The 22,511-nt window shown below is 72.0% G+C and carries 18 protein-coding genes and 1 pseudogene; 7 read left to right on the top strand and 12 right to left on the bottom strand.

The genetic code is table 11. From position 1 onward, the window contains the following. Positions 1-125: 125 nt before the first annotated feature. Positions 126-1,439 (top strand): jacalin-like lectin, encoded by a 1,314-nt coding sequence (locus V1227_RS11015; protein ID WP_329792411.1) that lies wholly within the window; start codon positions 126-128, stop codon positions 1,437-1,439. 20 nt (positions 1,440-1,459) lie between these two features. Here the strand turns inward: V1227_RS11015 and V1227_RS11010 are convergent, their stop codons facing one another. Beyond that, positions 1,460-2,032, bottom strand: a complete 573-nt coding sequence (locus tag V1227_RS11010) for a hypothetical protein (protein ID WP_329792410.1) — start codon at positions 2,030-2,032, stop codon at positions 1,460-1,462. Between the two features lie 158 nt (positions 2,033-2,190). After that, positions 2,191-3,063, bottom strand: coding sequence for a YhjD/YihY/BrkB family envelope integrity protein (locus V1227_RS11005; RefSeq protein ID WP_329792409.1), 873 nt, complete (start codon positions 3,061-3,063; stop codon positions 2,191-2,193). A gap of 21 nt (positions 3,064-3,084) precedes the next feature. On the opposite strand from V1227_RS11005, the gene V1227_RS11000 reads away from it, so the two are divergent. Continuing rightward, complete coding sequence (locus V1227_RS11000; protein WP_329792408.1) at positions 3,085-3,801, top strand: CDP-alcohol phosphatidyltransferase family protein; 717 nt, start codon at positions 3,085-3,087, stop codon at positions 3,799-3,801. Here the strand turns inward: V1227_RS11000 and V1227_RS10995 are convergent. The 6 genes from V1227_RS10995 to V1227_RS10970 all read right to left on the bottom strand — a co-directional run bounded on the left by V1227_RS10995 (position 3,763) and on the right by V1227_RS10970 (position 9,722). Then, a complete protein-coding gene (locus V1227_RS10995) occupies positions 3,763-5,235 on the bottom strand; it encodes a phytoene desaturase family protein (protein ID WP_329792407.1) in 1,473 nt (490 codons plus the stop codon). The genes V1227_RS11000 and V1227_RS10995 overlap by 39 nt on opposite strands. 1 nt (position 5,236) lies before the next feature. Beyond that, positions 5,237-6,355, bottom strand: coding sequence for a glycosyltransferase (locus V1227_RS10990; protein ID WP_329792406.1), 1,119 nt, complete (start codon positions 6,353-6,355; stop codon positions 5,237-5,239). Continuing rightward, positions 6,352-7,185 carry a carotenoid biosynthesis protein gene (locus tag V1227_RS10985; protein WP_329792405.1) on the bottom strand — a complete coding sequence of 278 codons (834 nt, stop codon included), beginning with the start codon at positions 7,183-7,185 and terminating at the stop codon, positions 6,352-6,354. Before V1227_RS10985 ends, V1227_RS10990 begins: the two co-directional genes overlap by 4 nt. Further along, positions 7,182-8,699, bottom strand: a complete 1,518-nt coding sequence (locus V1227_RS10980) for an NAD(P)/FAD-dependent oxidoreductase (protein ID WP_329792404.1) — start codon at positions 8,697-8,699, stop codon at positions 7,182-7,184. Before V1227_RS10980 ends, V1227_RS10985 begins: the two co-directional genes overlap by 4 nt. A 227-nt stretch (positions 8,700-8,926) precedes the next feature. Then, the gene (locus V1227_RS10975; protein WP_236219434.1) at positions 8,927-9,136 is read right to left on the bottom strand and encodes a DUF2795 domain-containing protein; all 210 of its coding nucleotides are present in this window, start codon (positions 9,134-9,136) and stop codon (positions 8,927-8,929) included. 55 nt (positions 9,137-9,191) lie between these two features. Further along, complete coding sequence (locus V1227_RS10970; protein WP_329792403.1) at positions 9,192-9,722, bottom strand: hypothetical protein; 531 nt, start codon at positions 9,720-9,722, stop codon at positions 9,192-9,194. Positions 9,723-9,797: 75 nt separating this feature from the next. Here V1227_RS10970 and V1227_RS10965 point away from each other — a divergent pair, with 75 nt between their 5' ends. Together V1227_RS10965 and V1227_RS10960 are read left to right on the top strand one after the other, a co-directional pair. After that, positions 9,798-10,235, top strand: coding sequence for a MarR family winged helix-turn-helix transcriptional regulator (locus V1227_RS10965; protein WP_329792402.1), 438 nt, complete (start codon positions 9,798-9,800; stop codon positions 10,233-10,235). 205 nt (positions 10,236-10,440) lie between these two features. Next, positions 10,441-10,863: an ATP-binding protein gene (locus V1227_RS10960; RefSeq protein ID WP_329792401.1), complete on the top strand. Its 423-nt coding sequence runs from the start codon at positions 10,441-10,443 to the stop codon at positions 10,861-10,863. Between the two features lie 270 nt (positions 10,864-11,133). On the opposite strand, the gene V1227_RS10955 is transcribed toward V1227_RS10960, so the two are convergent. The 4 genes and pseudogenes from V1227_RS10955 to V1227_RS10940 all read right to left on the bottom strand — a co-directional run bounded on the left by V1227_RS10955 (position 11,134) and on the right by V1227_RS10940 (position 18,845). Continuing rightward, complete coding sequence (locus V1227_RS10955) at positions 11,134-11,538, bottom strand: ATP-binding protein (RefSeq protein WP_329792400.1); 405 nt, start codon at positions 11,536-11,538, stop codon at positions 11,134-11,136. A 100-nt stretch (positions 11,539-11,638) separates the two neighbouring features. Continuing rightward, complete coding sequence (locus V1227_RS10950) at positions 11,639-13,963, bottom strand: SpoIIE family protein phosphatase (protein ID WP_329792399.1); 2,325 nt, start codon at positions 13,961-13,963, stop codon at positions 11,639-11,641. Continuing rightward, positions 13,933-18,464, bottom strand: a pseudogene (locus tag V1227_RS10945) (HAMP domain-containing protein). The gene V1227_RS10950 and the pseudogene V1227_RS10945 overlap by 31 nt, the downstream one beginning before the upstream one ends. A 153-nt stretch (positions 18,465-18,617) precedes the next feature. Continuing rightward, a complete protein-coding gene (locus tag V1227_RS10940; protein WP_236219427.1) occupies positions 18,618-18,845 on the bottom strand; it encodes a DUF2188 domain-containing protein in 228 nt (75 codons plus the stop codon). Positions 18,846-19,478: 633 nt separating this feature from the next. Between V1227_RS10940 and V1227_RS10935 the strand changes: the two genes are divergently transcribed. Genes V1227_RS10935 through V1227_RS10925 form a run of 3 tightly spaced genes read left to right on the top strand, consistent with a single transcriptional unit; the run spans position 19,479 to position 22,509 of the window. Further along, entirely contained in the window at positions 19,479-20,795 is a 1,317-nt protein-coding gene (locus V1227_RS10935) for an extracellular solute-binding protein (protein WP_329792398.1), read from the top strand. Continuing rightward, entirely contained in the window at positions 20,795-21,691 is an 897-nt protein-coding gene (locus V1227_RS10930; protein WP_329792397.1) for a carbohydrate ABC transporter permease, read from the top strand. Before V1227_RS10935 ends, V1227_RS10930 begins: the two co-directional genes overlap by 1 nt. After that, the gene (locus V1227_RS10925; RefSeq protein WP_329792396.1) at positions 21,688-22,509 is read left to right on the top strand and encodes a carbohydrate ABC transporter permease; all 822 of its coding nucleotides are present in this window, start codon (positions 21,688-21,690) and stop codon (positions 22,507-22,509) included. The genes V1227_RS10930 and V1227_RS10925 overlap by 4 nt, the downstream gene beginning before the upstream one ends. The last annotated feature ends 2 nt before the right edge of the window (positions 22,510-22,511 follow it).

Below are 22,511 nucleotides of genomic sequence, written 5' to 3'. Positions count from 1 at the left end.
GCCGGAGCGTGTTCCCGGTGTTGTGACGGTGTGGACACGGTGTTGTCATCTCCACGAGATCCGAAACTTTCTCGTGTTGTCCTAGCCTCGCCACGTCCTCCTCCGACCGAGTCAGGAGTTCTGCGATGCGAGTGGCCAGGTGGGCGGTAGCCGCGGTGGGCCTGTTGATCGCGAGCACGGTGCCGCAGGCGGTGGCGGCACCGCCGGCGAGCGGCACGTTCTCGGTGCTGAGCTACAACATCGCCGGGTTGCCGGAGGGGCTGTCCAGCGGCAACCCGAGGGTGAACACGCCGATCATCGGCCAGCGGATCCGGCCCTACGACGTCGTGCAGGTGCAGGAGGACTTCAACTACCACGCGTCCCTCTACACCAACAACACCCACCCGCACCGCACGCCCACCAGTGGCGGGGTTCCGTTCGGCGACGGTCTCAACACCCTGTCCGACCACGCGTACTCGGACTTCACCCGCGACCGGTGGGACCGTTGCAACGGCACGGACTGCCTGACCCCCAAGGGGTTCACGTGGTCGCGGATCCGCCTGGCGGAGGGCGTGTTCGTCGACTTCTACAACGTGCACTCGAACGCCGGCAGCACCGAGGCCGACCTCGCCGCCCGCCGCGACAACATCAGCGAGCTCTCCCGGTTCGTCACCGCCCACTCGGCGGGCAACGCCGTCGTCATCGCGGGGGACACGAACACCCGCTACACCCGCGCCGGTGACAACATCCGCGAACTCGTGTCCGCCAACGGCCTCACCGACGCCTGGGTGCAGGAGGAACGCGGTGGCACGCCGCCCGCGGCGGGCGATCCCGCGCTGGTGTGCGACGACCGGAACGTCACCGACGCGTGCGAGGTGGTCGACAAGATCCTCTTCCGCGGCAACAGGTACATCACCCTCGAACTCACCCGCTACGCCAACGAGAACGCGGCCTTCCGCACCGCCGACGACAAGATGCTGTCCGACCACTACCCGATCGCGGCCGGCTTCCGGTGGACGCTCAACCCCGCGCTCTCGCTCAGCGACACCTTCGGCGGCCCGCACGGAACGGCTTTCACCGACGTGCCCTCGGTTCCGCCGGCGCACCGCGTCACGAAGCTCGGTCTCCGCTCCGGCTCGCGCGTGGACCAGGTGGGTCTCACGTTCGCCGACGGCTCGGCGTTCAGCCACGGCGGCAGCGGTGGAACGCTCCAGGAGCTGGCGTTGGCCGAAGGGGAGCACCTCAAGTCGGTCACCCTCCACTCCGGACAGCGCGACGGGCGTACGAGGATCTTCCGCGCCGCCTTCACCACGAGCGCCGGTCGCACCGTGGCGGGCGGTGGTACGACGTCGACCTCGGCCACCTACACCGCGCCGGACGGCTGGCAGATCGCCGGTTTCCACGGCCGGGCGGGCAATGAGGTCGACTCGCTCGGGGTGGTCTTCACGCGGGTCGGCTGACCGCCGGACAGCCGTCGTGGTCACCACACGCGGACCATGACCGCCAGATAGGCGGACGAGTCGAGGGTCGCGAGGTTCGCGCTCCGCACCCGCAGCCACGCGAGTCGTCCTTCGGAGGTGACGAAGCAGTACTGCAGCCCGGCCGCCGCGGGGATGACAGGCGTTTCCTGCGCTGTGGCAACGGTTTCGATGCACCGGGCTTGAGCGTCCTTCTCCTGGCCGCGGTCCTCGAAGAGCCCGTTCCCGCTGGCCTGCAGCAGGTTGATCCCGGTCAGGTACAGGTCGGTCGCGCGGGTGTTGCCGTCGGTGCGCTGGACCACCGGCCCGTCGGCGTCGACGTCCGCACCGGCCTTGCGCGCCAGCCGCACCTCCCTGGCGCGGGACCCGCCGGCGGGCTGCTCGGCAGGGGAGCTGGTCACGACCGGACGTGGCGGGCTCGCCGCGGCGTCCCGGGTCGTGGTCACCGGCGGCGTGGTGGTCTCGCCGCTGCCGGTGAGCTTCCAGACCGCGAACCCGGCGACGAGCGTCAGCACCACCCCGATGACCACGCCGAAGGCGGGCAGGCTGATTGTCGTCGTGCGCGAGTTCCCCACGTGCGCGTTGCCGTGGACGTGCCCGGCCTGGAAGACGGTTCCGGGCCCGCCCGCGCGCGGTTGTGGATCTGCGCCTGTTCGTCCCGCGGATCCGGTCCGGTCACGTCCCGCCCTCGTTCGGTCGTCGCTGAACGAAGTCGGCACGATCGCGAGGTGCGCTACAGAGCAGGTCCGGCGCTCGACTCAGTTCCGGAAGCCGTGAGGACGTCGTGGGTGCTGAGCGTGATCCGGTACCCGAACACCAGCAGCCCGTGGAGCAGGAACAGCCACAGCCCGAGCGCCGCGACCCCGCCGGGGACCGCCAGGCCGCCGTACGGGATCGCCCAGTCGACGGGGATCGCGAGGAACACCGCGAAACCGTGCAGGAAGCCGGTGAGCACCGCGCCGAGACCGACGCCCGCCGCCAGGACCGTCCTGACCGGCAGGGCGACCGGCCCGACGAACGCGAACACCAGGGCCACCGTCGCGCAGATCGGGACCATGTCGAGGTGGAACGACAGCACTACACCCAGCACGCTGGACCAGCCACCGGCCTCGTAGAGCGGACCGACCACCGACGCGAACGCCAGGGGGAGCGCGACCAGCAGGGGCGCGAGGAGGAGCACCGGGAGGAACGCGATCCGCCCCGCCCACCCGGTCCACTTGGTCACGTGCTCACCGGCTGCCTGCACGAGCGCCCGGCGCAGTCCCTCGCCGTAGAGGGAGGCGGGGAAGAGCGACGCGGCGAGCAGCGGCCAGGACGCGGTCGTGGCCGCCTCCGCCAGCCCGACGAGGACGCCGGTGGGGTCGTGCGCCGCGGGCAGCGCGCCGCCGAGCGCCCGCGCGCCGTCGACCACGAGGTCCTGGCCGAACAGCAGCGCCACCCCGCGCAGGGCGAGCAGCAGCAGCGGCACCAGGCCGAGCGCGGAGAAGAACGTCAGTCCGGCCGCCCACAGCAGGAGGTCGCGCCCGCGCAGCGCGCTCGAGGTGGCCGCCGCCACGGCGCGGAGTACATGCATGATCGGGAAGTACCCGAACCTGCGCCGGGTCACCCCTGCGCCTACGGTGGTGTGGTGACCGGTGAGAACCCCGTCGCCGGCTGGTCCCGGCTCCACGGTGAGGACGTGTCCGGCAGCAGGCTCGTCGTCGGCTGGCTCAGGCTCGTGCACTCGCTCGCCCGGCCGCTGGACCGCGTGCACCCGGACGTGCTGTCGGCGGCGGGGGTGGTGGTCGCGGCGGGCGCGGTCGCCGTCGCCGGTGCGGGTGGGCGCTGGGCGCTGCTGGCGCTGGTGCTGGTGGTGGCCACCGGCCTGCTCGACGGCCTGGACGGTGCGGTCGCCCTGCGCACCGGGCGGGTGCGGCCGCTGGGTGCCGTGGTGGACGCGGTCGCGGACCGGCTGGCGGACCTGTCCCTGGTGCTGGTGTTGCTGGTGCTCGGCGCCGAGGCGTGGTGGTGCGCCGCCATCGGTGCTTCGGTGCTGCTGCACGAGTACGCGCGGGCCAAGGCCCAGGCCGTCGGCATGGCGTCGGCGGGCGTGATCACGGTGGCGGAACGTCCGATCAGGGTGATCGTGGTCGCGATCGCCTGCGCGGGAACGGGTCTGGCGCCCGGCGGCACCCCGGTCACCGGCTGGAGCTGGGCCGCCGTGTCCGCTCTCGTGTGGGCCGGGTGCGCCGTCGCCGGGTTCGGCCAGCTCGCGGCCGGCATCCGGCGGGAGCTCGCCGACCGGCCGTGGACGGGGCCGTTCGCGTCAGGCCGGCCCGACCAGGCCGGCGACGATCCCCGCTGACATCGCCACGAGCGGCAGCCCGCCGCCGGGGTGCGCCGAGCCGCCGACGAGGAACAGGCCGGGCACGGGGGAGCGGTTGGCGGGCCTGAGCAGGGCCGCGCGGGGCCCGTTGGACGACGAGCCGTAGATCGAGCCGCCCACCGAACCCGTGTCGCGAGCCCAGTCCGCCGGTGTGCGGATCTCCCTCCAGCGCACCCGGTCCCGCACGTCCAGCCCCCGGTCGGCCATCACCGCCAGGACGCGGTCGGCGTAGGAGTCGGCCAGTCCCGGTGCCGTCCAGTCGACGTCGCCCTGTCGTGGTGCGTTGACCAGCACGAACCACGCCTCGTCGCCCGGAGGCGCGATGGCCGGGTCGTCCGGCGCGCACACGTAGACCGTCGGGTCCGGCACCGGCCGCGGGTGGCGTCCGAAGATGGAGTCGAACTCGTCGTCGTAGTCGGCGGGGAACAGCACGCGGTGGTGCGCGGGGTCCGGCGTCCTGCCCCGCAACGCGAGCAGGAGCACGAACCCGGACAGCGACGGCTGGGTCTTGCGCAGAGTCCGGCGTGGACGGCGCGAACGCCGGTCGGTGAGCAGCTCGCCGTAGAGGTGTTCGGCGTCCACATCGGACACCACGACGTCGGCGGCGTGCCGTTCGCCGTCCCGCAGGCGCACCCCGGTGACCCCGCCGCTGCCGGACTCGACGGCCGTGACCGCCGCGCCGAAGCGGAAGCGCACGCCCAGCTCGGCGCAGCGGTCGAACAGGGCGTCGCCGAGCCGGCGCAGCCCGCCGCGCACGTACCAGCCGCCGAAGCGCTGCTCGATGAACGGGACCACCGTCATCAGCGCGGGCGTGCGGCGCGGGTCGGAACCGCTGTAGGTGGCGTAGCGGTCGAGGAGCATGCGCAGCCGCGGGTCGGTCAGCCTTCGTTCCCCCACGCCGCGCATCGTGCGCCACGGCGCGATCGCCATCAGGTCGCGCACGCTCGCCGAGCGGCGCACCAGGTCCCGCACCCCGCCCAGCGGGTTCTGCAGCACCGGTTCGCCGACGAGGTCCCACAACCGGTCGGCGTCGGCGAGCACCGCACGCCACTGCCGGGCGGCTTCGGGGCCGATCGCGTCGCTCAGCGCGGCCTCCACGTCCTCCTCGGCGTGCGGCATGTCGAGCTCGGAGCCGTCCGGGAAGCGGTACCGGCAGGTCGGCTCCACCGGCACGATCTCCACGACGTCGTCGAGCGGCGCGCCCGTGGCCGCGAACAGGTCGCGGTAGACGTGGGGCAGCGTCAGCAACGATGGCCCGGTGTCGAAGGTGAACCCGTCGCGCCGCACCGTCCCCAGCTTGCCGCCGTGGCTCGCGGCCTGTTCGAACACGGTCACCTCGTGCCCGGACGTCGCGAGGCGCGCGGCCGCCGCCAAGCCCCCCATGCCGGCGCCGATCACCGCTACCCGTGCCATCTCAGCTGCTCTCCCGCAACGATCGACCCTTCCACCGCAACCGTCCCGCCCGCCGGGCCCGCCACGACCGCGCGACGAGCGACAGCAGCACGCCCACCGACACCGGGTGGGCCAGGGCGTCGGGCCACACGCGTGCGCCGGTGTGCCGTGCCGTCACGACCCTCGTGACCACCCCGGCCGCGTAGCCGACGGCACCGGCCCGCGATCCCGCGAGAGCGGCGACCGGCGGCAGGACGTAGAGCCACGCCAGGACGAGCGACAGCGCCACCGCCCCCGCCGGGCTGCCGGTGGCCGACCACAGCGACTTCTCGTACCCGTCCCGGACCTCGGCCCAGTCCTCGTACATCCGGCAGACCGCCACCGTGCTGCCGTCGACGACCACACCGCGGCCACCGCTGCGCTTGACCGCCCGCATCAGCGCGATGTCGTCGAGCACCGCCGTGGCGATGCCCTCGAAGCCTCCGCTGCGGTGGTACGCGGCGGTGTCCACGACCAGGAACTGCCCGTTCGCCGCCGACAGCGACGGCCGGGGCGAGCGCTCCGCCAGCCGCAACGGCAGGAAGACCAGCCACGACCACTGCAGCAACGGCTGGACGAGGCGCGCTCCGGCGCCGTCCGCGAGCTGACGCGGGAACGGGGACACCACGTCGAGGTCGTTCTCGCGCAACAGCGCGACAGCGGAGGCGATCGCGTGGGGCGCGAGCACGACATCGGCGTCGACGAACACCAGCACCCGACCGCGTGCCAGGCCGGCGAGCTGGGCGCAGGCGTGGGGCTTGCCCGGCATCCCGTCCGGTGGCGCGCTTCCCGTGACGACGCGCAGCCGTTCGTCACCACCCGCGGCCCGGCGCACCTCGTCGGCGGTGCCGTCGGCCGAGCCGTCGTCCAGCACGATGATCTCCAGGTGGGGAACACCGCGCTGGGCCAGCAGCGACTCGACGGTCGGCGCGATCCGGTGCGCCTCGTCGCGCGCGGGTACCAAGACCGACACCGCCTCGCGGCACTGCGGCGGATCCGCGGCCGGGACCCTCATCAACCGCGCGTTCACCAGCGCGTGTGCCGCTGCCACAACAGAACCGACGGCGGCACCGCGCACCGCCGCACCGAGGAACCGCTTCACCGATGAGCCCGCCACAGCGACACGGCGAAGGGCACCGCCACCAGTCCCATGAGCAGACCGGCGACCAGGGACACCACCGGACGGCCGAAGAAGGCCGCGTGGGCCCACACCGACGAACCGTAGGTCCACAGGTACAGCACGGGCGCCGGTCCCACCCGCAGGTCCAGTTCCCTCGTGACGCGCGGCCGGCCGACGCCGCGGTGCAGCGCCGTCATCATCAGCACGGAGACGAGCAGCCAGCCGGCGTAGTTCGTGAGGGGGATGCCGTCCACACCGGGCAGTGCCGGGCTGGGGTCGGCCCACTCCCAGTGGCCCGCGTCGACCATCTGCGGGTCGAGGAACACGTCCCACGACGCCAGCGCCCACGCGCCGATCCCGACGACCAACCAGGACGGGGCGGCCACCCGCGCCCGGCCCGCGAGCGCGCGGCCGACGAGCAACGCGGGCCAGCTCATCATCACCCAGGCCAGGGCCACGACCACCGGAACCCCGGCGACCTCCAGGCCCAGCGTGCCCGTGTAGCGGTAGTCGCCGAACGGGAAGCCCGTGTGCACGCCGATCGTCTCGGCCAGCAGGCCACCGCCTCCGGCGACCGCCACCAGCAGCACCGCCGCGCGCGGGCCGAAGCGGGCCAGCGCGTCGCAGACCGACGCCACCGCGAAGGCGCTCACCGACGCCACCGTCGTGAAGAGCCGCTCGTCCGGCTCGGTCCTGGAGTAGACGATCTGCGCCAGCACGACGAGCGCACCGCAGATCCACGCCACCGCCGCGAGTACGCGCACCCCACCGCCGGGCCTGCGGACGGCGACGCCCGGAGCACCGAGGTTCACGCCGGCCTCCGCCGGCGGGCCGCGGCGCGCAGCAGGGGCACGCGACCTTCGAGGGGCACCGACCAGAGGTCCGTTCCGGTCACGCCCCACCGGCCGAGAAGCCGGTTCGCCGCGGCGAACCCGGTCGTGGCCGCGCGTTCCATCAACGCCACGGGCAGGTCGATGCGCACCAGATCGCCCGCCAGCACGAGGAAGTCGTCCGGCGTGCCGACCCGGGGCCTGTCCTCGTAGCCACCGGCGGGGAACAGCGGGCAGTCCGACCGCCACTCGTGCCGCTCGTCGACCGCGGTGGCGCCCCTGGTCTCCGGGTAGACCTCGGTCAGCTGGTCCCACAGCCGCTTCTTCGCCTCGTCCTCGTCCACATCGGACGGAATGGCGTAGCCGTGCAGCTCCACGACCGAGCCGCCGGTGCGTGCCGCCCAGGCCCGCGCCTCGTGCTCGTAGTTGTCGAGCACGCTCACGTTGTCGAGCAGGTCGTAGCCGCTCGTGCCGATGAAGCCGGGACGGTCGACCGGGCGGTCCAGCCAGTACCGCGACACCAGGAACGGGGGAGCCGTGCGCAGCCCGTCCACCTTCGCCCGCCAGCCCGCGTCGCCCAGACCGGGGGAGGACCGCACGATCGCGCGCAGTCCGTTCACGTCGGCGGCCAGCACCACGGCGTCGGCGTCGAGCACGCCGTCCTCCGTGGTCACGGCGAAGCGCCTGTTCCCACCGCGTACGACCGAATGCACGTCCACGCCGGTGCGGACGTCGGCGCCCAGCTCGGTGAGGCGGTGCCCCAGCGGGTCCCACAGGCCGTGCGGGAACGGGTCCGCGGCGACGTCGAAGAGCAGCCCTTCGTTCGAGCCGAGGAAGTAGATGTGGAACATCACCGCGAGCTCGGCGGCCGACATGTCGCGCGGGTGCGCGAAGAAGCTGCGCGAGAACACCTCGAACGCGAGCGCGTGCGCCGCTTCCGGGAACCGCACGCGTTCGAGGTACTCGGCCGCGTTGAGACCGTCGAGCTCGTCGTAGACCCCGGGAACCGACACGTCCAGCAGCTTCAGGGCCGCCTCGGGGTTCATCTCCGGGAGGTCGCGCCAGCGGAACGTCGGGCTGCGCCGCAGGAACGCCAGCACGTTCCAGGGCGCCGTCGTCGGAATGCCGGCGAACGAGTCGCGGGCACCCCGCGCGTGCCACAACGGGTAGTCCGGCATCGCGGTGAGCGCACGGCCGTCCGGGTCGACCCGCCTCAGCAGGGACCGCAGGTTGTAGTACTGCCGGAAGAACGCGTGGAAGCCGCGGGTCATCGTGACGTCGCTGCCGTCCGCGAGCTGCGTCTGCCACCCGCCGACGCGGCCACCGAGGTAGGTCTCGCGCTCGTACAGCACGACCCGGGCACCGCGTTCCGCGAGGAGCGTGGCCGCCGACAGCCCGGCGATGCCGCCGCCCACGACCGCGACGACCGGCACGTCGCCGTCCAGCCGCGGCCGTCCCGCGGGCGCGGGGATCCGCACCGCCTTGCGATCCTTCATCGGTGCTCCCTGTCCGGCCCGCGGCCGTCCGACGCCCGGATGCCCAGGGCGTGCTCCACCGCCGCGACGGCCACGCGGCCGGCTCGCGCCCGGTGCGCCGGACATCTGCTTCGAGGTGACGAGATCGGCGCCGGAGGTGCTCCGGCGCCGATCTCGTGGTGGTTCTTCACGCCTGCCTCGACCGTATGGGCAGTCGGCCCGCCCTGCACGACGAGAGCGGCGAGAACTCAGGCCTCGCGGCTCTGGTCGACGGCGACCACGTCCAGGACCTCGTCGAACGATCCGTACACCCGGTCCGGAACGGAGTGCAGCGCGTGCACGGTGTCCTCGTCGGCGTTGTTGCGGGAAGCGTGGTCGACGAGCTGCCCCTTGTCGGCGGGGTAGGTCACGTCGCCCAGCACCGTGCGCAGCCGGTCGATGGTGGTCGTGTCGCTCATCGCTCTCCTCCAGCTCGGTTCTCGACGCCACCGGCTACCCGTGCGCCCCGCACGGCTAACGCCCGAGCGCCCCGGCTGAGGGGAAGGTCTCCTGCGGTCGTGCAGGACGCGCCTCGAACACCTGCCGGATGACGCCGATCCACCAGAAGAGGGTCAGCGCGACCACCGTCGGGTTCTTGAGGAACAGCAGCACGGCGAGGTAGGTCTGCCTCGCCGATTCCGGCAGCAGGCCGGACACCACGTGCTCGGCGAGGACCTCGAACACGGCGAACGCCGCGCTCAGGAAGGCGACCTGCCACAGCAGGCTGCGCCAGTGCCGCCGCACGAAGGCCCGCGCGGCGCCCCAGCGCAACGTCCGGCCGGCCATCGCGATGCGCCACACGAGCACCACCAGGGCGAGACGTGCCGCCAGCACCACGAACTCCGAGGCCGTCGCGAGTGCGGGGTCGATCTCCCCCGTCCAGTTCACGACCACCAGCCGCTGGACCGAGGCCACCGCGGACAACGCCACCACCGGTGCCAGGTGGCGGGTGTAGCAGTGCCAGGTCCACCTCGGCACCTCGAGCGCCAGCTTCAACTCGCTCATGATCCCCCAATGCTTCAGTCCGCTCAACAATTTAGTTCAGCATACTGAAATGTTTGCTGGGGTAAAGTGGCGGGTGTGGGAGATCGAGACGCCGGACGCGCACTGAGCACCGCCGTGGTGGCGTTCCACGAGGCGGTCGGCGCCAGCCTCGGGGTCACGGCGGTCGACCAGCGTGCGCTCGCGGTGATCGCCGGGGCGGGATCGGTGTCGGCGGGAGAGCTGGCCAAGGAGATCGGTCTGACGCCGGGAGCCGTCACGGGGGTGGTCGACCGGCTCGTGCGGGCGGGGCTCGCCTCCCGGATGCCCGACCCGGAGGACCGCCGCCGGTTGGTGATCACCGCCGTCCCCGGCGCGTTCGGGGACGCCTTCGCGGGCCTGGGCAAGGCGATGGCCGAGCTGGCCGAGCGCTACTCGCCCGCCGAGCAGGCCGTGATCGCCGACTGGGTGGCGAACACGATCGAGGTGCTGCGTGAGCAGACGCGCATCCTCAACGCGAAGGCGCCGCGACGGTAGTGGACGCGGTCAGGTGTGGAGATTGTCCGTTATCGGCAGTTATGCGTGACTGAGCGCAGCCACGAGCTTTCGCGGTAGCCCGAAGTCACGACCGGTCGTGCCCGATTTCGGTGCGGTGTCCGTGTCGGAGCAACATCCGTGGGATCCTGGACGTCTCCTGATCCGGAGAGCGCAGGTCGTGTTCATGCCTTCGCGGAGGCGCCTGGTGAAGACCGTTGACGAAGACTCGAAGTCGCTGGTGCTCGACTCGCCCGTCGAGCCGACCATCGCGATGGCCGAGCTGCGCGGTCAGCTCACCTCCGCCCTCGCGGACCTGGGCGGGGACCACGTCTACGACGTCCTCCTGGTCGTGACCGAGCTGGTGTGCAACGTCCTCGACCACGCGTCGGGCTTCGGCCGCCTCCGCGTCCTGAGGCACGCGACCCGGTGCGAGGTCACGGTCGAGGTCGACGACGGGTCGCCGGTCCTGCCGGTGCGCGGGCGGTCGCGGCTGGGGGACCTGCGGGGGCGGGGGATCGTGGTCGTCGACAACCTCGCCCGCGAGTGGGGCACCCGGTCGGCCGCCGGGGGCAAGACCGTGTTCGCCGTGGTGAGGTGCCCGGAGGACGGGACCGCGCGGTGCGGCTAGCGGTCGAGCAGCGGTGATGTCACGGCCTCCGGTCCTGCCGCTCGCGGTGACGAGACCGCCTCCGGCACGCTGCCGAACAGGGGAGCGTGCCGTCCAGCTCGGTGAGCGTCAGCGGCAGGCGAACGGGGTCCGCCGCTGCGCCGCGTGGTCGTCGGTCTCGACGAGGACCGCGAGGCCGGGGAACTCCAGCGCGGGGTTGGGCATCGCGGGCGGATGACCACGACGGGGTGGTCGCCGGCGCGTCTCGGGGCCGTGACGGTCTTCGGCTCCCTAGGTCGCCGCCGCGCACGGGATGACGGCCCACACGGCCTTCCCGGCGTTGCGCTGAGCCACGCCCCACTGCTTGGCCAGCCGGTTCACGATCACCAGGCCGCGGCCGCGCACCGAGTCGGGCCGCGACGGCTGCAGCTGCGGAGGAACAGGTGAGGCGTCCTCGGCGACGATGCTGACGGTGCAGGGCTCGTCGGACCTGTGGAGCTTCAGCCGTGCCGGCAGCCGCGCGTGGTCGAAGATGTTGGACGCGAGCTCGGTGATCACGAGCAGCACGTCGAGAACGTCGTCCTCGCGCACGTTCGAGAGGATCGACTGAGCCCATCGCCGGATTTTCGCCGTGTCGGGTGCGGTGCTCGCCAGCTCCATGACGTGCCACCCGCCGGCGGAGTTCGCGTCTGCCAAGGCGTGGCCTCCCCGTTCGTCTGGCTTCACGCAGATGGGTTACCTCCGGTGAACAGTGTGAAAACCGGTGACCTGGCTCGCACCGCGGAACTGCCGGTCGTCAGGGCAGCTGCACACCGACGACGCACGTGTCGTCGTCCGTGTCGGACTCGCTCAGGGCGAGCAGGTGGTCGAGGAGGTCGTCGAGGTCGGCCCGCGGCTCCCGCACGGCCTCGCAGAGGTGCTGCAGGCACTCGTCCAGCGGCACGTCCCTGCGTTCGACCAGGCCATCGGTGTAGAGCAGCAGCGTGTCGCCCCTTTCGAGCACGATCTCGCCCTCCGCGTACGACGCCTCGGACATCGCGCCGAGCATCATGCCCGGCAGGAACGGCAGCAGGTCGCCGTGCCCGTCCCTGATCAGCACCGGCGGCAGGTGGCCGGCGCGGGCCCAGCGCAGCACGCGGGTGTTCGGGTCGTAGAGGCCGCAGATCGCGGTGGCGAAGATGGTGTCGGCGAGGTGGTGAGCCACCAGGTTCAGCCACGTCAGCAGCTGGGCCGGGCCCGCGCCCGTGGCGGCCAGGCCGCGCAGCGCGTTGCGCAGCACGACCATGCCGGTGGCGCCCTTGATGCCGTGGCCGGTGATGTCGCCGACCGACACCAGGATCTGCTTGGACGGGAGCACCGCCGCGTCGTACCAGTCGCCGCCGACCAGCTCCTCCTGCGCCGCCGGCCGGTACCGCACGCCGACGCGGAGCCCGAACGCGTCGAGCGTCGGGTGCGTCGGCGGCATGATGACCTGCTGGAGCTGCAGCGTGAGCTTGTTGTGCTCGGCGGCCTCCTGCGCGGTGATCGCCAGCTGGTCCTGCGTGGCCGACAGCGCGACCTCGGTCCAGTGCTGGGCGGAGACGTCCTGGTAGGCGCCGCGGACGGCGAGCAGCGTGCCGTGCGAGTCCAGGACGGGTTCGGCGATCACGCGGACGTGCCGGGTGACACCGTCGGGTCGTTGCAGGCGGAAGGCCGCCGAGCCGCTGCGGTGGTCGTGCAGGACGGTCTGCACGAAGCCGTTGAGCGCGAGCACGTCGTCCGGGTGGGCGTGCGCCGCGATCTGGGCCAGCGGCACCGGGTCGGCGGCGGACTCGCGGCCGAAGAGCGCGTGCAGCTGGCTGTTCCACACGATCGCGCCCGTGTGCTGGTCCTCCTCGAAGCCGCCGACGCGGCCGAGGCGCTGGGCGTGCTGCAGCAGGTTCGCGAGGCGCGCGGTCTCGTCCTGCACCCGCCACACCACGAGCACCAGCACGCCGTGCCGGGTGATGCTCACCCCGGCGGTCACCGGCAGCGACACCTCGTCGATCAGCGCGGCCAGGTCCATGTGCTCGGTGCGGAACGGCTCACCGGTGGCGTGCACGTGCTCGACCTTGTCGAACAGGCCGCCCCCGGCCGCGGCCAGCGGGTAGGCCTCCAGCAGGGTCTTGCCCGCCACCGCGGCCCGCGGCCTGCCCGCCAGGTCGACGAACCGGCCGTTGACGTGGTGGACGCGGAAGTCGGTGATGGTGCCGTCCGGTGACAGCTCCGGGCCGAGCACGAGCGCCGGGTCGAGCAGTCCGTCGGCGAGGTCCACCAGCTCGGACGGGGCCGGCGCGCCGTGGTCGGCGAGACGGGCCGTCGCCGTGGTGTCGAGGGTGGCCGCGCACAGCTCCGCCAGGGCCTCCACCTGCTTGTGCACGCTCAGCGGCTGCGGCGGCAGGGTCGAGGGCCAGCAGATCTCCAGCACCCCGGTGATCCGGCCACCGGTGCCCGCGGGCACGGTGACCCGGCCGGGCAGGTCGGCGCCGATCGACGGCAGGCCGGAGTCGTGCAGGTCGGCGATCCACACGGCCTCGCGCCCGATCAGCGCACGGCGGGCCGGCGTCGGCACTCCCGGCGGGACGTACCGCCAGCGGCTCGCCTCACCGGGCGTGAACCCGGCGTGGCCCGCGAGGGTGAGCGACGCGTCCGAGCCCGCCAGCCAGATCGCCACGGCGCTCGCGCCCAGCGGGGCCAGGGCGTGGGCGAACAGCGACTGCGCCGCCGACTGCGTGTCGTCCGCGTGCAGCGCCCCGCTCTCCGCCGTGCGCAGGCGGACCGCCGCGGTGGCGTCCGGCCGGCCGTCCGGCAGCGGGGGAGCGGTCAGCTCGTCGCCGGAGACCTCGTTGACGATCTCCACGGCGAGCTGGAGCTGCGTGGTGTTCGCGCGTTCCGCGAGCAACGCGAGCTGTTCGGCGGCCTGCACCGGACCGCAGCGCAGGCGCTCGACGAGCACGCCCTTGGCGAGCTCGACCAGGGCCCGGCCGTCCGCGGTGGCCCTGGCCTCCTCGATCTCGTCGCGCAGCCGGGCGACGGTGCCCGCGAGCCGGCCGACGCCCACCTCGTCGCCGGTCACCTGGTGCGCATCCACCGGTGCACGCACGCGAGGAGGTTCTCGGCGTCGACCGGCTTGGTGACGTAGTCGTTGGCGCCCGAGGCGATGCTCTTGTCGCGGTCACCCGGCATCGCCTTCGCCGTGACGGCGATGATCGGGAGGTTCGCGTGCTCCGGCATGGCGCGGATGGCGGCCGTGGCGGTGTACCCGTCCATCTCCGGCATCATCACGTCCATCAGGATCAGGTCGATCTCGGGGTGGCCGACCAGCGCCTCGATCCCCTCCCTGCCGTTCTCGGCGTGCAGGACCCGCATGTCGTGCAGCTCCAGGATGCTGCTGAGGGCGAAGAGGTTGCGCGCGTCGTCGTCGACGATCAGCACCGTCCGGCCGGCCAGCTGACCGTTCACCCGGTGCGTGGCCGCCGGTGCCGGCTGCTCGGGACGCACGAGCGGCAGGACGTCTTCCGGCGCGTCCGCGTTGAGGTGCAGCGCGATCCGCTCCCGCAGTTCGTCCAAACTGGACAGCAGCTCCAGCGGCCGCGTGCTGCTGCGGCTCTGCAGCTGCTGCTCGTACTGCGGAGCCAGCCTGCGGTTGTTGTGCGCCAGCACGGGAATCGTGCGGGTGGCGGTGTCGCCGTCGAGCGCCTCCAGGAACCGCAGCGCGGCCCCGTCCGGCATGTCGAGCTCCAGGACGACGCAGTGGCACGGCTCGGTCGCGAGCGCGGCGGCGGCCTCCTCGCGGCCGACCGCGGTGACCACCTCCACGGGACCGCGCGGGTCGTTGCTCGCGGACAGGTCGGTCACGGCGCTCTGCGCGACCAGCGACAGCAGCCCCTGCGGCCGTTCCTCGACGACCAGCAGCCGCCGCTTGTGGGTCACGGCAGGAGCGGGCTCCTCCACCACGGCGGGAGCGGCCGCCTCGACCGCGGCCGGCACGGGTTCGGCGAAGTCGGTGCTGTGCACCGGGAGGTAGAGCGTGAAGGTGCTGCCCTTGCCGAGCGTGCTCTCCGCGGTGATCGACCCGCCGAGCAGGTAGGCGATCTCGCGGCTGATCGACAGGCCGAGTCCGGTGCCGCCGTACTTGCGGCTCGTGGTGCCGTCGGCCTGCTGGAACGCGCCGAAGATGGACTCGAGCTGGTGCTCGGCGATGCCGATGCCGGTGTCGCTGACCCGGAACATGATCGCCTGGCCGTGGGCGCGCACGGCGGGGGAAGCTCGCCGGGGTCGGCGACCTCGATGCGCAGCTCCACCCCGCCGGTCTCGGTGAACTTGACCGCGTTGGAGAGCAGGTTGCGCAGCACCTGCTGCAGGCGCGTGTCGTCGGTGACGAGCTCCGGCGGCGTGCCCGGCGACGTGGTCAGCTGGAAGCTCAGGCCCTTCTGGGACGTGAGCGGGCGGAACGTCACCTCGACGTAGTCCAGCAGCTGCCGCAGGGAGACGCGTTCGGGCGTGATGTCCATCTTGCCCGCCTCGATCTTCGACAGGTCGAGGATGTCGTTGATCAGGCCCAGCAGGTCCGAGCCCGCGGAGTGGATGATGCCCGCGTACTCCACCTGCTTCGGCGTGAGGTTGCGGCTCGGGTTCTGCGCGAGCAGCTGGGCGAGGATGAGCAGGCTGTTGAGCGGGGTGCGCAGCTCGTGGCTCATGTTGGCCAGGAACTCCGACTTGTACTTCGACGCGAGCGCCAGCTCCCGCGCACGGGTCTCCAGCTCCTGGCGGGCCTGCTCGATCTCGAGGTTCTTCGCCTCGATGTCGCGGTTCTGGGTGGCGAGCAGCGCCGCCTTCTCCTCCAGCTCGGCGTTGGAGCGTTGCAGCTCCTCCTGGCGCACCTGCAGCTCGCCCGACCGGGACTGCAGCTCACCCGCGAGGCGCTGCGACTCGACGAGCAGCTCGTCGGTGCGGGCGTTGGCGACGATCGTGTTGACGTTGACGCCGATGGTCTCCATCAACTGGTCGAGGAAGTCGCGGTGGATGGCGGTGAAGTGGTGCACCGACGCCAGTTCGATGACGCCGAGGACCTGTTCCTCCACCACGATCGGCAGGACGACGAGGTTCACCGGTGCCGTGCGGCCGAGGCCGGAGGAGATGGCGACGTAGTCCGCCGGCACCTCGTCGACGGCGATGGTGCGGCGGCTGCGCGCCGCCTGGCCGACGAGCGACTGGCCGAACCGGAACTGGGTCGGCCTGGAGCCGTCGTCGGGGTGGCCGTAGGAGCTGATCAGGCGCAGCTCCTGGCGGTCCTCGGTGTCGTCGGCGAGGTAGAAGGCGCCGAACTGCGCCGACACCAGCGGGGTCAGCTCGTCCATGATCAGCTCGGCGACCACGGCCAGGTCCCGGCGGCCCTGCATCAGGCCGGAGATCCGGGCCAGGTTGGACTTCAGCCAGTCCTGGTCCTGGTTCGCCTTGGTGGAGTCGCGCAGCGACCCGACCATCGAGTTGATGTTGTCCTTGAGCTCGGCGACCTCGCCGGAGGCCTCGACGGTGATCGACCGGGTCAGGTCGCCCTCGGCGACCGCGCTGGTCACCTCGGCGATCGCGCGCACCTGCCGGGTCAGGTTCCCGGCGAGCTCGTTGACGTTCTCCGTCAGGCGCTTCCACGTGCCGGACACGCCCTCGACCTCGGCCTGGCCGCCCAGGCGGCCCTCGCTGCCGACCTCGCGCGCCACGCGCGTCACCTCGGCCGCGAAGCTCGACAGCTGGTCGACCATCGTGTTGATCGTGGTCTTGAGCTCGAGGATCTCGCCGCGCGCGTCGACGTCGATCTTCTTCGTCAGGTCGCCCTGCGCGACGGCGGTGGTGACCTGGGCGATGTTGCGGACCTGGTTGGTCAGGTTGTTCGCCATGAAGTTGACGTTGTCGGTCAGGTCCTTCCACGTGCCCGCCACGTTCGGCACGCGCGCCTGACCGCCGAGCATGCCCTCCGTGCCGACCTCGCGGGCCACGCGGGTGACCTCGTCCGCGAACGCCGAGAGCGTGTCGACCATCGTGTTGATGACGCCCGCGAGCGCCGCGACCTCGCCCTTGGCCTCGACGGTGATCTTCTGGGACAGGTCGCCGCGGGCGACCGCAGTCGCGACCTGCGCGATCGAGCGCACCTGGTTGGTCAGGTTGGACGCCATGACGTTCACGTTGTCCGTCAGGTGCTTCCACGTGCCGGAGACGCCGCGCACGGTCGCCTGGCCGCCCAGGTTGCCCTCGGTGCCGACCTCGCGCGACACGCGGGTGACCTCGTCGGCGAAGCCGGACAGCTGGTCGACCATCGTGTTGATGGTCTCCTTGAGCTCCAGGATCTCGCCGCGCGCGTCGACGCGGATCTTCTGGCTCAGGTCACCGCGGGCGACGGCCGTCGTCACCTGGGCGATCGAGCGCACCTGCGCGGTGAGGTTGTCCGCCATGACGTTGACGGACTCGGTGAGGTCCTTCCACGTGCCCGAGACGCCCTTGACGTCCGCCTGGCCGCCGAGGCGGCCGTCCGTGCCGACCTCGCGGGAGACTCGGGTGACCTCGTCGGCGAACGAGGAGAGCTGGTCGACCATCGTGTTGATGGTGTTCTTCAGTTCGAGGATCTCGCCTCGGGCGTTGACCGTGATCTTCTGGCTGAGGTCACCCCTGGCGACCGCCGTGGCGACCTGGGCGATGGACCGGACCTGGGCGGTCAGGTTGCCCGCCATGAAGTTCACCGAGTCGGTGAGGTCGCGCCAGGTGCCGGACACGCCCTTCACGTCCGCCTGGCCGCCCAGCGCGCCCTCAGTGCCGACCTCGCGGGAGACTCGGGTGACCTCGTCGGCGAACGAGGAGAGCTGGTCGACCATCGTGTTGATGGTGTTCTTGAGCTCGAGGATCTCACCGCGCGCGGTGACGGTGATCTTCTGGCTCAGGTCGCCCTGCGCGACCGCCGTGGTCACCTGGGCGATGTTGCGGACCTGGTCGGTCAGGTTGCCCGCCATGAAGTTCACGGAGTTCGTGAGGTCGAGCCACACGCCGCCGACGCCGGGCACCTCGGCCTGGCCGCCGAGCCGCCCCTCGCTGCCGACCTCCCGGGCGACGCGGGTCACCTCGTCCGCGAACGACGACAGCTGGTCGACCATCGTGTTCACGGTGTTCTTCAGTTCCAGGATCTCGCCGCGCGCGTCGACGTCGATCTTCTGGCTGAGGTCGCCGCGGGCGACGGCCGTGGCGACCTGCGCGATGTCGCGGACCTGGCTGGTCAGGTTGCCCGCCATCGCGTTCACCGAGTCGGTGAGGTCCTTCCACGTGCCGGACACGCCCGGCACCTCGGCCTGGCCGCCCAGCCGCCCGTCCGTGCCGACCTCGCGCGCGACGCGGGTGACCTCGGAGGTGAACAGCGAGAGCTGGTCGACCATGCCGTTGAAGACCGTGGCGATCTCGCCGAGCAACCCGTCGGAGTCGTCGGGCAGGCGGATGCCGAAGTCGCCGTCGCGCACCGCCGTGAGACCGGCGAGCAACTGCCGCAGCTCCGGCAGGTCGGTTGCCCGTCTGGCGACGTCCTGACCAGCCGATGCCTCGGCAGGCGCACTCGTGCCACTCATTTCCAGCGTCCTCCACTGCACGGCGGGAACCACGTGGAGGTGGACGCCTGTTTGCTCAAGCTCACCTCAGCGAACTCGAACGACCTTACTCGAACCGGGACCGCGCTCCGACGTGAGCGCGGTCCCGGCGGTTCGGCGTGCCGGCGAACTCGATCAGCCGGGGATGTTCTTCGGGTCCCGCTCGCGCGGGTAGGTGTTCCGCTCGCCGATCGTGCCGTCCTGCTTGCGGATGATGTGCTCGACACCGCGCTCGACGGCCATCTCGCGGCCCCTGGCGGTCGCCTCGGCCTTCGTGTCGTGCGTGCTGGAGGCCTGCGTGTTGCCCTCGACCTTGTTCTTCCAGGTTCCGTTCTCCTGGTACGTCTCGACGTCGCCCTTCATCACGGCCTCCTTCGTCGTGGTGGTGGTCGGAGGGGTTCCCAGCTCCGGCCTTTTCGACACCGCCGGATGACGAACGCCTGCTTTCCGTTGGGGCGCAACGTGATCGCGTTCCGGTCCGGCCGTCGCCGCCGTGCCGCCACCTTTCTCGTCAAGATCACCCGAGCGGGCGACGGGAGACCGCCGGGGCGGGGCCGGGGCACATGCCTTGCGGCGCCGGGAATCCGGTGCGGGGTGAGATGCGGATCGGCGTCGCCACCGTGTTCACGCCGTAGCGGCTGGAAGGCCCCGCGGTGCTCGATGTCGCCCGCCGCGGTCCCGCTCCCGGTCTCGCGGCAGACCAGGCGTGCCGGGTCTTCGACCGCTGCTACCGCGCCGACCGCTCGCGCCACCGCGCGGACGGCGCCGACGCCGGGCTTCCGCCCCGGCCTGCCCTCGTCCGATCAGGGGTGAGGACCACGCCGCCGTTCAGGTGAAGCCCGGAAGTCCTGGAGCCCCAACGTTTTGCCGGGCGGAACGGCGGGTAGCCGCGACCGGCGCCGGGGGGACCGGCGTCCGCTCCCGGCGGCGGCGAACGAAGGCGGCGATCATGACGTTGCGGCACCCCTGCGCTCCGACGACCCGTCCCGTCCGGGCATGACCCGGTGGCCGGTCGTCGGGCTGCTGGCCCTGCTCGTGGCGGGGTGCGGAGGTCTCGGCCCGAGCGCCGCGGACCGTCCCGACACCCTGGTGACGACGGGCTTCGGGTTGCCGGACGAGCACGCCACCGCACGCGTGGACGTGTTCCGGCAGCGGCGTCCGGAGGTCGACCTCCGGATCAACGAGGGAGCGTTCGACGAACAGCAGTTCCTCTCGGCGGTGGCGGCGGGTGACCCACCGGACCTGGTCTACGCCGACCGGCGCAAGCTCGGCGGCTACGCGGCCAGGGGGGCGGTGCAGGACCTGGGACCGTGCCTGCGGCGGCAGGGTGTCGACCTGGCGCGGTACCGCGCCGCGGCGGTCCGGCAGGTCACCTACGAGAACGTGGTCTACGGCGTTCCCGACTTCTTCACCGTCCGCGTGCTCGTGCTGAACAACCCGGTGCTGCGCGAGGCGGGGATCGACCCGGCCTCGGTGTCCACATCGGACTGGACGGCGCTCGCGCGGCTGGCGGAGAAGCTCGCACGGGTCCAGGACGGCCGCATCGAACGAATCGGCTTCGACCCCCGCATGCCGGAGTTCCTGGCGTTGTGGAGCAAGGCCAACGGAGCCGACCTCGTCTCGGACGGACCGCACCTCGACGACCCGCGCGTCGTCGAGGCCGTCCGCTACACCGCGGACCTGGTCCGGGCACAGGGCGGCTGGGCGGCGTTCCGGGCGTTCCGGGACACCTTCGACTCCTTCGGCGCGAGCAACGAGCTCGTCACCGGACAGGTCGCCGCGATGGCCATCGACTCCTGGTACGTCAACACCCTGGCCGCGAACTCGCCCCAGGTCGACGTCACCGTCGCCCCCTTCACCGACCGGCAGGGCGCCGTCCTCACCGAGGCGGGTGGTCAGGCGTGGGCCATCCCGCAGGGAGCCCGCCACCCCGAACTGGCTTGCGAGTTCATCGCGACGATGACCGCGGCGGACACCTGGGTCACCGCCGCGAAAGCACGCCGTGACGCCCTCGCGAAAAAGGGAAAGCCTTACAGCGGAACGTTCACCGCCAACCGCGTCGCCGACGAGAAGATCTTCGCCGAGGTGTACGACCCGCGCGGCATCCCCGTGCTCGAACAGGGCGTGCGGGTGTTGCAATCCGTGCAGGACAGGTCCTTCGCGCTGCCGCCGAGTCCCGCCGCCAGCGACCTCGTGCGGTCCTGGGAGTCCGCGGTCGCCAGGGCGCTGCTCGGCGGGCAGTCCCCGCAGGAGGCGATGCGGCAGGCGCAGCGCGAGGCGGACCGCGCGATCACCCGCGTGGGAGGCCGGTGATGGTGAGCACGCGCGAGGCCCGGGCCGGCTGGCTGTTCGTGCTGCCGTGGGTGGCCGGTTTCCTGCTGCTGACAGCGGGCCCGATGCTCTACAGCCTGTACCTGTCGTTCACGCACTACGACCTGCTGAAGCCGCCGCGGTTCGCGGGCCTGGAGAACTACCGGGAGATCCTCCTCGACGGCCGTGCGGCGACCGCGTTGTGGAACACCGTCTTCTACACGGTGCTGCACGTGCCGGCGCAGATCGTCCTGGCGCTGGGACTGGCGTCGTTGCTGCGCCGCGCGGGACGGTCGGCCGGCCTGTTCCGCACGGTCCTCTTCCTGCCCACGATGACCCCGCCGGTCGCGCTCGCCGCGCTGTTCCTGCTGCTGCTCAACGGTCAGAACGGTGCGGTGAACGCCGTGCTGGGCTGGTTCGGGTTCAACGGCCCGCAGTGGACGACCGACCCGGCGTGGATCAAGCCGGGACTGGTGCTGATGAGCCTGTGGACCGTCGGCAGCACCGCGGTGCTGTACCTGGCCGCGCTGACCAGGGTGCCGGCGGAGCGCTACGAGGCGGCCCGGCTGGACGGCGCCTCCGCGTGGCGGCAGTTCTGGCACGTCACGCTGCCCGGCATCAGCGGCACCGTGTACTTCACGCTGGTCGTGAACACCATCGCCTCGCTGCAGGTGTTCACGGAGGCGTACACGATGTTCTTCGGCGCCAGGCCGTCCACGCCCGCGGAGGGCGACGCGGCGCTGTTCTACGTGATCTACCTGTTCCAGGAGGCGTTCGGCTCGCTGCGGATGGGGTACGCCTCGGCGCTGGCGTGGGTGCTGTTCCTGGTCATCGCCGTCATCACGGTGGTCCAGGTGCGATTGTCCCGCGGCTACGTGCACTACGAGGACAGGTCATGATCCGCCGCGTGCCCGTGGTGGCGGCGCTGCTCGCGATCGGCCTGCTGTTCGCCTACCCGTTCTGGTGGCTGGTGAGCGCGTCGCTGAAGGACCGCTCGCGCGTCTTCGACAACGCCCTGCTGCCGTCACCGGCCGACTTCGCCAACTACGCCGAGGTGTGGCGCGCCGTCCCGCTGCTCGCGTGGGTGGGCAACAGCGTGGCCGTCGGGATCGCCGCCGCGGTCGCCGCCACGGTGTCGAGCGCGGTCGTGGCCTTCGGGTTCGCCCGCTTCCGGTTCCGCGGCCGCGACGCCCTGTTCGGGCTCGTGCTCGCCACGATGATGCTGCCGGGGGCCGTCACGATGGTGCCGGTGTACCTGGAGTGGCACGCCGTGGGCCTCGCGACCACGCAGGTGCCGCTGTGGGCGGGCAACCTCTTCGGCTCGGCGTTCTACGTGTTCCTGCTGCGCCAGTTCTTCCTCGGCCTGCCCGCCGAGGTGTTCGACGCGGCGCGCGTGGACGGGGCGGGCCCGTGGCGGCAGTTCCGCTCGATCGCGCTGCCGCTCGCGCGGCCGGGGCTGGTGGTGGTGCTCGTGTTCGAGCTCAAGGCCGCGTGGACGGACCTGATCAGGCCGTTGATCTACCTGCGCGAGCCCGAGCTCTACACGCTGCCGCGCGGGCTCAAGGCGGTGCTCGACAGGTTCGGGCAGGGTGGCGAGGCGCAGTGGGAGCTCGTGATGGCGGCGAGCGTGGTCGCCACCGTGCCGATGGTCCTGCTGTTCCTGGTGGCCCAGCGGTACTTCGTGCGCGGGGTGGTGACCCAGCGCGTCGAGGAGTAGGC

The sequence above is a fragment of the Lentzea sp. DG1S-22 genome (genome assembly GCF_036321065.1).
In the GTDB taxonomy this organism is placed as follows: domain Bacteria; phylum Actinomycetota; class Actinomycetes; order Mycobacteriales; family Pseudonocardiaceae; genus Lentzea; species Lentzea jiangxiensis.
Note: the sequence above shows the minus strand (reverse complement) of the source record. Positions and strands in the feature narration are given on the sequence as shown.

Coding starts and splice junctions, on each gene's coding strand:
- V1227_RS10940 (WP_236219427.1), bottom strand. CDS start 18,845: ATGAAGGGCGACGTCGAGACGTACCAGGAGAACGGAACCTGGAAGAAC.
- V1227_RS10930 (WP_329792397.1), top strand. CDS start 20,795: ATGGTGAGCACGCGCGAGGCCCGGGCCGGCTGGCTGTTCGTGCTGCCG.
- V1227_RS10925 (WP_329792396.1), top strand. CDS start 21,688: ATGATCCGCCGCGTGCCCGTGGTGGCGGCGCTGCTCGCGATCGGCCTG.
- V1227_RS10975 (WP_236219434.1), bottom strand. CDS start 9,136: ATGAGCGACACGACCACCATCGACCGGCTGCGCACGGTGCTGGGCGAC.
- V1227_RS10995 (WP_329792407.1), bottom strand. CDS start 5,235: ATGGCACGGGTAGCGGTGATCGGCGCCGGCATGGGGGGCTTGGCGGCG.
- V1227_RS10980 (WP_329792404.1), bottom strand. CDS start 8,699: ATGAAGGATCGCAAGGCGGTGCGGATCCCCGCGCCCGCGGGACGGCCG.
- V1227_RS10970 (WP_329792403.1), bottom strand. CDS start 9,722: ATGAGCGAGTTGAAGCTGGCGCTCGAGGTGCCGAGGTGGACCTGGCAC.
- V1227_RS10935 (WP_329792398.1), top strand. CDS start 19,479: ATGACCCGGTGGCCGGTCGTCGGGCTGCTGGCCCTGCTCGTGGCGGGG.
- V1227_RS11015 (WP_329792411.1), top strand. CDS start 126: ATGCGAGTGGCCAGGTGGGCGGTAGCCGCGGTGGGCCTGTTGATCGCG.